Raw genomic sequence first — 6,966 nt, forward strand, 5'->3', positions numbered from 1 at the left:
TCACGCTCTCTTGATGAGCTTAGATTGCCCGACAGACCGTCGCAGTCGTCGTGGCGCTGCCGCGGAGAAACTGTCCCACAGCGCGTCCCTCCATGCGGTATCAATCGTACCACCACACTATGGGACTAAAAATCAAACCCTCAATCAACAGTTATTCAACCCTGGCATCGCCTATGCGGGTCGGGAAGACTGGGCGCCAGATGTCCAGAGCGTCCTTGATCAGGTCGGCGCGCGGGAAGGGGCGACACTTGAGTTGGGTAGGCTTCAGAAACAGAGTTGAGAAGAATAATTATCTTTGTATAATGATATTATCTGACATTACATCGATGCAATCATTCACTCAAGACTAAAATGTTAATTTAATTTCACAGAAATCCCCTTCCAGATTTTAGTTGCCAGATGCCAGCGCGAAAGACCGCCGTGATTTAGGACGCAAGCAGTTCACTGCTGCTTGCAATACGTCGCCCCGAGGAGGCACCCAGAATGAATTTGCACTTGGTATGCCAGCCAAATTTCAGATATGCGGATCCTAAGAAACCCGCATCTTTGCTACTCGCGATACCTCACGTAAGAATAGGAGCCTACGCAATATTTCTTCTATATTTATAAAAAAGTTTAATAACCAGCATGATCGGCGCTTACGGCTGACTGAGTCAGTGTTGTCATTACTTTGTCGAGAGGTTGAAATTGAAAAAAATGCCCTTGTCGAGGCGAAGTAGCTTGGCTTGGATGGTACTTTGCCAAGCTAGTCTGTTTCTGGCGCAATTCGGAACCTCGCTAGTACTCGCGCGCCTGCTCACTCCCTACGAAACAGGAATCTTCAGCCTTGCGGCGGCCTTCGCGGGGCTGCTGTCGACCATTCGCTCCTGCGGCCTGTCGAGCTACATAGTCCGCGCGGAGCGGGTGGATGCGGCGCTGCTGGCAAGCGTCTTCACCGTGAACCTGATCCTGTCGCTTGCGACCGCGCTGCTGATCCTCGGCCTCAGCGTATCCGGCAGCATGCTGCTCGGGGAGCCCGAGGTCCAGCGTGCGCTGGTGGTGCTATCCGTGGTGCCGCTTCTGGGGGCGCTTGAGTTTAGGCCTTCCGCCATGATCGAGCGGCAGGGGAATTTCCGGGCGGTGGCGCTTGTGAACATGCTGCGCGGCCTTACCACCAACGGCTCCATGCTGGTCCTTGCAATCCTGGGCTTCAGCTATATGAGCCAGGCCTACGGGCAAGTTGTGGGCGCGCTCGCGGCGGTCTTGGCAGCCAACAGCTTTGGGCTCCGGCACGTGTCGTTGCGGCTGGGCTTCACTGGATGGCGAGAGATCCTGACCTACGGCAGCCGGCTCTTCGCCATTGCAGGCGTCGCGGGCATCGCCGGGCGGGTTGGAGACCTCATCATCGGACGCATGCTCGGCCTTAGCGCCTTCGGTCTGTTTTCGCGTGCTGCCAGCCTGAACGCGCTGATGTGGGATCACATGCACACTGTGATCACCCGGGTCGTGTTCGTCGATCTGGCCAATCTTGAAAGGCAGGGTCGGTCCCTGCGCACGAGCTACCTCGCGACCCTGCGCATGATCACCGCGCTGCTCTGGCCGGCCTTCGCGGGCGCGGCGGTCCTGGCCGGGCCGATCGTGCGGCTCCTGCTGGGACCGGCCTGGGCCGGCGCCGCCTTGCCGTTCAGCCTCCTATCCATCGCAGCGATCATCCTAAGTTCGCTCACCATGACCTGGGAGGTGTTCCTGATCCGCGACCAGACGGCGCTTCAGGCCCGGTTCGAGTTCATCCGCAATGGCGCCGGGCTGGTGATGGTCGCGGTCGGCAGCCTGTTCGGCCTCGGGGGCGTCGGGATGGCACGGATCAGCGAGGCCCTGCTCGCCGTGGGCCTCTACCGGCCGCATCTCGAACGGATGACCGATACGTTCGGGCGCGACTACGTCCCGATCTACCTGCACGCGCTAGGCCTGACTTTGGTGGCGATCGTGCCTGCGCTCGCTGTCATGTCGGTCTGGGGCTGGTCCGCCGAAACGCCGTTGCCAAGCCTCGCGGTCGCGATCGCACTCGGGATCGCCAGCTGGGCGTATGGACTTTGGTATCTGCGCCATCCCCTGGTCCACGAGGCGCGCCTGACCCTGTCCAGCTTGCGGTTTAAGCGTCGATCGGCGTCTGCAGCCATTATCGCAGGTCCGAAGCGCACGCTTAGACACTGAAATGACCATACATGCTTAGGGGGATCACCCTCGATCCTTCCGCTCCAGGAATCGGATCCCGGCCCCACCGCCGTTCTCGGGGATAAACTCCAGGCCGGCCTCTTCAAGAGCCTGCCGCAAGACGGTTAGCGTCGCAGGTCGCGGAGTGCCGCTCTCACCCTCGAACTGACGCACCGTGGCGACGCCTACGGAGGCGGCCTTAGCCAGGTCCGCCTGGGTCCACGAAAGCAAGCCACGAGCGGCGCGACACTGAGCAGGCGAGATCATTCACCCACTATGGTCAAATCGATGAAAAACGACAAGACCGACGAAATGAGATTAATCATCGTTATGAATCCTTTATGGTCAGATACATCGAAAAAAAGACAGATCACCAAACGCCCTACCGCACCGTATCCTGGAACACCCTCTCCCACTGCCGGCAGGGAAGCAGCCGGGCTATCGCCTCCGGCCTGCTCTCCGCCAAGGCCCGCCTCGACATGACGGTGTGCACGACACGCCGCCATCTATTCGCCGCCGGCAAGTTCGATCGCGGCGCAACCATGTCAACTGTCGCTGTCCACGCTCATCGGAAACAGTTCGGCGGCACCTGGGCGGAGGCAATGTCAGTATGCCTCACCGCCGCCTGGCGCGCCGCTAAGCTCGCACGCCACATGGCCGCACATTAAACTCAGCGCCAACTCGCGTGCTCACCAAGGAGTGTTGACACGGACCCTTCAATGACCAGCCCTTATGGACTTTCTCCAGATCCTGACGCGCTGAACAGCGTCCAGAAGCTCTGGCCCGTCCAACGAGTCGGCGTTTGTAGAAGTCTGAAGGGATCCGAAACCGATGTTGGGGTAATCGTTGGGGCGCCAAACAAGGCGCTCTCAAAAAAATCATTCACATCAACTGGTTAAATGACATGAATGGCGGAGAGGGGGGGATTCGAACCCCCGATGCCCTTGCAGGCATGCCGCATTTCGAGTGCGGTGCATTCAACCGCTCTGCCACCTCTCCGCGAGGTGCCTCAATGAGACGGGCGGTGCGTAGCACGCGGGGTCGGGCTTCACAAGCGGCGGCGTGGGCCGGTCAGACCACGATCGTGATCGCCTGCGCGGCCCGGGTGAGGCCGGTGTAGAGCCAGCGGGCGCGGTGCTCGCGGAAGGCGTAGGATTCGTCGAACAGGGTCACCCGGTCCCATTGCGAGCCCTGCGCCTTGTGGACGGTCAGCGCGTAGCCGTAGGTGAACTCGTCGGTCTCCCGGCGCAGGAACAGCGGGATCTCCTCGTCGCTCCCGGTGATCATCGCGCGCAGCACCTTGATGTCGGTAGCGCGGCGGCGCAGCGCCGGGTCGTCCTCGGGGACGACGTCGAGGCGGATCAGGTCCGGGCGCGGCGGCGCGCGCAGGGCCTGCACCGTCCAGGTCGAGCCGTTGAGCAGGCCCTTCACCCGGTCGTTGCGGAGACACACCAGCTTCTCGCCCACCGCCGGCATCGGGTCGGTGTGGCCGGCGAGTTCGCGGAGCCGGTTGTTGTAGAGGCGGCGGGTCTTGTTGAGGCCGACCAGGACCTGGTCGCATTCCAGCACCTCGGCCGGGTCCAGCGTGCGCCGGGAGACGATCCGGCTCTGCCCGTAGGTGCCGAGTTCCAGCCGTCCGCCCTCGCGCACGGTCATGGCCATGCGCACGATCGGGTCGTCCTTGGCCTGCCGGTGCACCTCGGTGAGCATCACGTCGGGCTCGGCCTCCGTGAAGAAGCCGCCGCCGCGCACGGGGGGCAGCTGCGCGGGGTCGCCCAGCACCAGGACCGGCCGGTCGAAGGACAGCAGGTCGTTGCCGAGGTCGGAATCGACCATCGAGCACTCGTCGATGATGATCAGGTCGGCCTTCGCGGCCGGGCCCGAGCGGTTCAGCGTGAAGGTCGGGCCGCCCTCCTCCGCCTCCTTGGTGCGGTAGATCAGCGAGTGGATCGTGGCGGCGTCGTAGCAGCCCTTCTGGCGCATCACCGAGGCCGCCTTGCCGGTGAAGGCGCCGTACACCACGGTGCCGTCGACATCCTCGGCGATCCGGCGGGCCAGCGTGGTCTTGCCGGTGCCGGCATAGCCGAACAGCCGGAACACCTGGCTTCCGCCCGCCTTCCGCCAGGCGGCGATGGCCTTCAGCGCCGCATCCTGCTGGGGCGCGAAAGCCGACGGCAGCCCGGCGCTCAACGGAACGCCCTCATGGCCAGCGCACGGTGGGCGGCAGGGACGACAGGATCGAGGCGACGTTGCCGCCGGTCTTCAGCCCGAAGATCGTGCCCCGGTCGTAGAGCAGGTTGAACTCGACGTAGCGCCCGCGCCGGACCTGCTGCTCCTCGCGGTCGGCCTCGGTCCAGGCGGTGCGGACGTTGTCGCGGACGATTTTCGGATAGGCCTCCAGGAAGGCGCGGCCGACGTCCCGGGTGAAAGCCAGATCCGCCTGCGGATCTCCGGTCCAGCGATAATCATAAAAGATGCCGCCGATGCCGCGGGGCTCGTTGCGGTGCTTGAGATGGAAGTATTCGTCGCACCACGCCTTGTAGGCCGCATGGTCGACGCCGTGGGCCGCGCAGGCGCGCTCCAGGCAGGCGTGGAAGTGCCGGCTGTCCGGATCATCCTGGCTGCGCCGCCGCACCAGGACCGGCGTGAGGTCGGCGCCGCCGCCAAACCACGCCTTCGTGGTCACCACGAAGCGGGTGTTCATGTGCACCGTCGGCACATGCGGGTTCCACGGATGCGCGATCAGCGAGATGCCGGTGGCGAAGAAGCGCGGATCCTCGGCGGCGCCAGGCATCTGGGCGCGGAATTCCGGGGCGAACTCGCCGTGGACCGTGGAGATGTGCACCCCGGCCTTCTCGAACACCCGGCCCTTGAGCATCGCCATGACGCCGCCGCCGCCGGGCCGGCCGGTATGGTCGGTGCGGCTCCAGGGGGTCTTCTCGAAGGTGCCCGGTGCCGTCGGCGCGTCCGGATGGAACGGTCCCTCGGCCTCGGCCTCAAGGGTCTCGAAGGCCGCCAGGATGTGGTCGCGCAGGGTCGCGAACCAGGCCGCGGCCTCGGATTTCATGGCCGTCACGTCGGCCTCGGACAGGGGGGCAGTCAGGGCTGCGCGGGCGGCGTCCGGCATGGTCATGCGATAGGCTTTCCCACTGTGCCGATGGGGCGTCAATCGGCGGGCGTCAATTCGCCGGACCGGAACCGGCGTCAGCGCGGGGCGCCCTCGCCCACGGGCTTGAGCAGGCCGGTGGCGCTCGCCACCAGCTCGCCCTGCGCGTCGCGGATCTCGGCCTCGCAGAAGGTCACCGAGCGTCCGGCCCGGGTGACGCGCCCCTCCGCGATCAGGGTTCCGCGCCCCGGTGCGAGGAACCGCGTCTGCATGTCCAGGGTCACCACGGGCCGCCCGGCCTTCAGGCGGGCGGCGGTGCCGAGGGCGACATCGAGGAGCGTGCAGATCACGCCGCCGTGGGCGATGCCGAGGTTGTTGGCGTGCTCGGGCCGCAGGACGAGGCGCAGCCGGGTGCGGCCCTCCCGCACGTCCAGGGCCTCGATCCCGCAATGATCCACGAAGGGAATGTGGGCGCCGAAGACCGTGCCCTGCTCCGATGGTTGATCCACGCCGCTATCCCCAGATCTGCTTCCGCCGACATCGTCATCGGGCCGACGGTCTACAATCCCGTGACCCGCGCACGCCCCGGATCCCGCCGCGTGCGACGTGTTTCGGGTTTGTTGCGAGACCGGGCAACGTTTTTCTCAGACCACGCCGCAGGATCGGCGCGTCCCGAAGGCGTAACGCCCGCGGACCACAAGGACCGGATCTCGTTCAAGTGCGGTTCGCCGCCATCGCGTTGCTCGGGCGACGATTTCAGCTGCACCGACGGCTTGAGTAATATGCGTGTTCATGGCCGACGCATTATGTAAGGAAACTCTCGACGACGACTTGATTTTGTTGCACAGACGATAGAACCGTGCCCCACCGTCGGATAGAGGGAGACATCGATGGACGACATCGCCACAGATCAGCAGCAGACCTTTATCGAGCAGGCGTCGGACATCGTGTCCGCGTATGTCTCGAATAATTCCGTCCCGATCAGCGAATTGCCCGCACTCCTGGCCGGCGTTCACGCGGCTCTGGCGAAGCTCTCCGCTCCGGCGGCGGCCGTCACCGAGACGGCCGACAAGCCGACGCCGGCCCAGATCCGCAAGTCGGTGACCCCGGACGCGCTGATCTCGTTCATCGACGGCAAGCCCTACAAGACGCTGAAGCGGCACCTGTCGCGCAACGGCCTGACCATCGAGCAGTATCGCGAGCGCTTCGGCCTGCCGCGGGACTACCCCTCGACGGCCGCCAGCTACTCGGCCCAGCGGTCCGAACTCGCCCGCAGCCTCGGCCTCGGCCAGCAGCGCCGCAAGTCCGCGGCGCCGGTGCAGGAGCCCGAGGAGGAGCCGGCCGAGAAGCCGAAGAAGGCGAGCCGTCCGCGCAAGGCCAAGGAAACCGCCTGATCCTGCACGTCGCCTGATCCTGCAAGCCGCCCGGTCTCGGGCGGCCTCGATCACGGAACCTCGATCCGACTGATGATTCGGGCGGCGCACACCCCGTGCGCCGCCCGAATCATGTCTGCGTTCCGGGGATCGCCCCGTCGCGACCGGTCAGGCGAAGTCGGCGAGATCGTCGGCCACGTCCCCCGCGGCGCGCTCCGTCTCGGCTTTCTCGGCCTCGCTCTTCTCGGGCTTGTCGGCCTCGGGCTGACGGCCGGGCGCGGTCGACCGCCCGCC

Annotated in this window: 6 protein-coding genes and 1 tRNA gene; 3 read left to right on the forward strand and 4 right to left on the reverse strand. The window is 64.9% G+C overall.

What is annotated here, in order from left to right:
• Positions 1-729: 729 nt before the first annotated feature.
• On the forward strand, positions 730-2,193 hold the full coding sequence (locus tag FV228_RS16440) for an oligosaccharide flippase family protein (protein ID WP_246693926.1): 1,464 nt from the start codon (positions 730-732) through the stop codon (positions 2,191-2,193).
• A 341-nt stretch (positions 2,194-2,534) separates the two neighbouring features.
• On the forward strand, positions 2,535-2,861 hold the full coding sequence (locus FV228_RS16450) for a hypothetical protein (protein ID WP_147855611.1): 327 nt from the start codon (positions 2,535-2,537) through the stop codon (positions 2,859-2,861).
• A gap of 241 nt (positions 2,862-3,102) precedes the next feature.
• Here the strand turns inward: FV228_RS16450 and FV228_RS16455 are convergent.
• The 4 genes from FV228_RS16455 to FV228_RS16470 form a co-directional block, all read right to left on the reverse strand.
• A tRNA-Ser gene (locus FV228_RS16455) sits at positions 3,103-3,192 on the reverse strand.
• Between the two features lie 72 nt (positions 3,193-3,264).
• Positions 3,265-4,383, reverse strand: a complete 1,119-nt coding sequence (locus FV228_RS16460) for an AAA family ATPase (RefSeq protein WP_147855612.1) — start codon at positions 4,381-4,383, stop codon at positions 3,265-3,267.
• Positions 4,384-4,393: 10 nt separating this feature from the next.
• On the reverse strand, positions 4,394-5,320 hold the full coding sequence (gene hemF / locus FV228_RS16465) for an oxygen-dependent coproporphyrinogen oxidase (protein WP_187277782.1): 927 nt from the start codon (positions 5,318-5,320) through the stop codon (positions 4,394-4,396).
• 77 nt (positions 5,321-5,397) lie between these two features.
• The gene (locus FV228_RS16470; RefSeq protein WP_147855614.1) at positions 5,398-5,808 is read right to left on the reverse strand and encodes a PaaI family thioesterase; all 411 of its coding nucleotides are present in this window, start codon (positions 5,806-5,808) and stop codon (positions 5,398-5,400) included.
• Positions 5,809-6,189: 381 nt separating this feature from the next.
• On the opposite strand from FV228_RS16470, the gene FV228_RS16475 reads away from it, so the two are divergent.
• The gene (locus FV228_RS16475; protein WP_147855615.1) at positions 6,190-6,693 is read left to right on the forward strand and encodes a MucR family transcriptional regulator; all 504 of its coding nucleotides are present in this window, start codon (positions 6,190-6,192) and stop codon (positions 6,691-6,693) included.
• Positions 6,694-6,966: the final 273 nt, after the last annotated feature.

This window comes from Methylobacterium sp. WL18 (assembly GCF_008040015.1).
Taxonomy (GTDB): Bacteria; Pseudomonadota; Alphaproteobacteria; order Rhizobiales; family Beijerinckiaceae; genus Methylobacterium; species Methylobacterium mesophilicum.

What these genes read in the sequence shown, in the direction of transcription:
- FV228_RS16475 (WP_147855615.1), top strand. Translation starts at nt 6,190, where the DNA reads ATGGACGACATCGCCACAGATCAGCAGCAGACCTTTATCGAGCAGGCG.
- hemF (WP_187277782.1), bottom strand. Translation starts at nt 5,320, where the DNA reads ATGCCGGACGCCGCCCGCGCAGCCCTGACTGCCCCCCTGTCCGAGGCC.
- FV228_RS16440 (WP_246693926.1), top strand. Translation starts at nt 730, where the DNA reads ATGGTACTTTGCCAAGCTAGTCTGTTTCTGGCGCAATTCGGAACCTCG.
- FV228_RS16450 (WP_147855611.1), top strand. Translation starts at nt 2,535, where the DNA reads ATGGTCAGATACATCGAAAAAAAGACAGATCACCAAACGCCCTACCGC.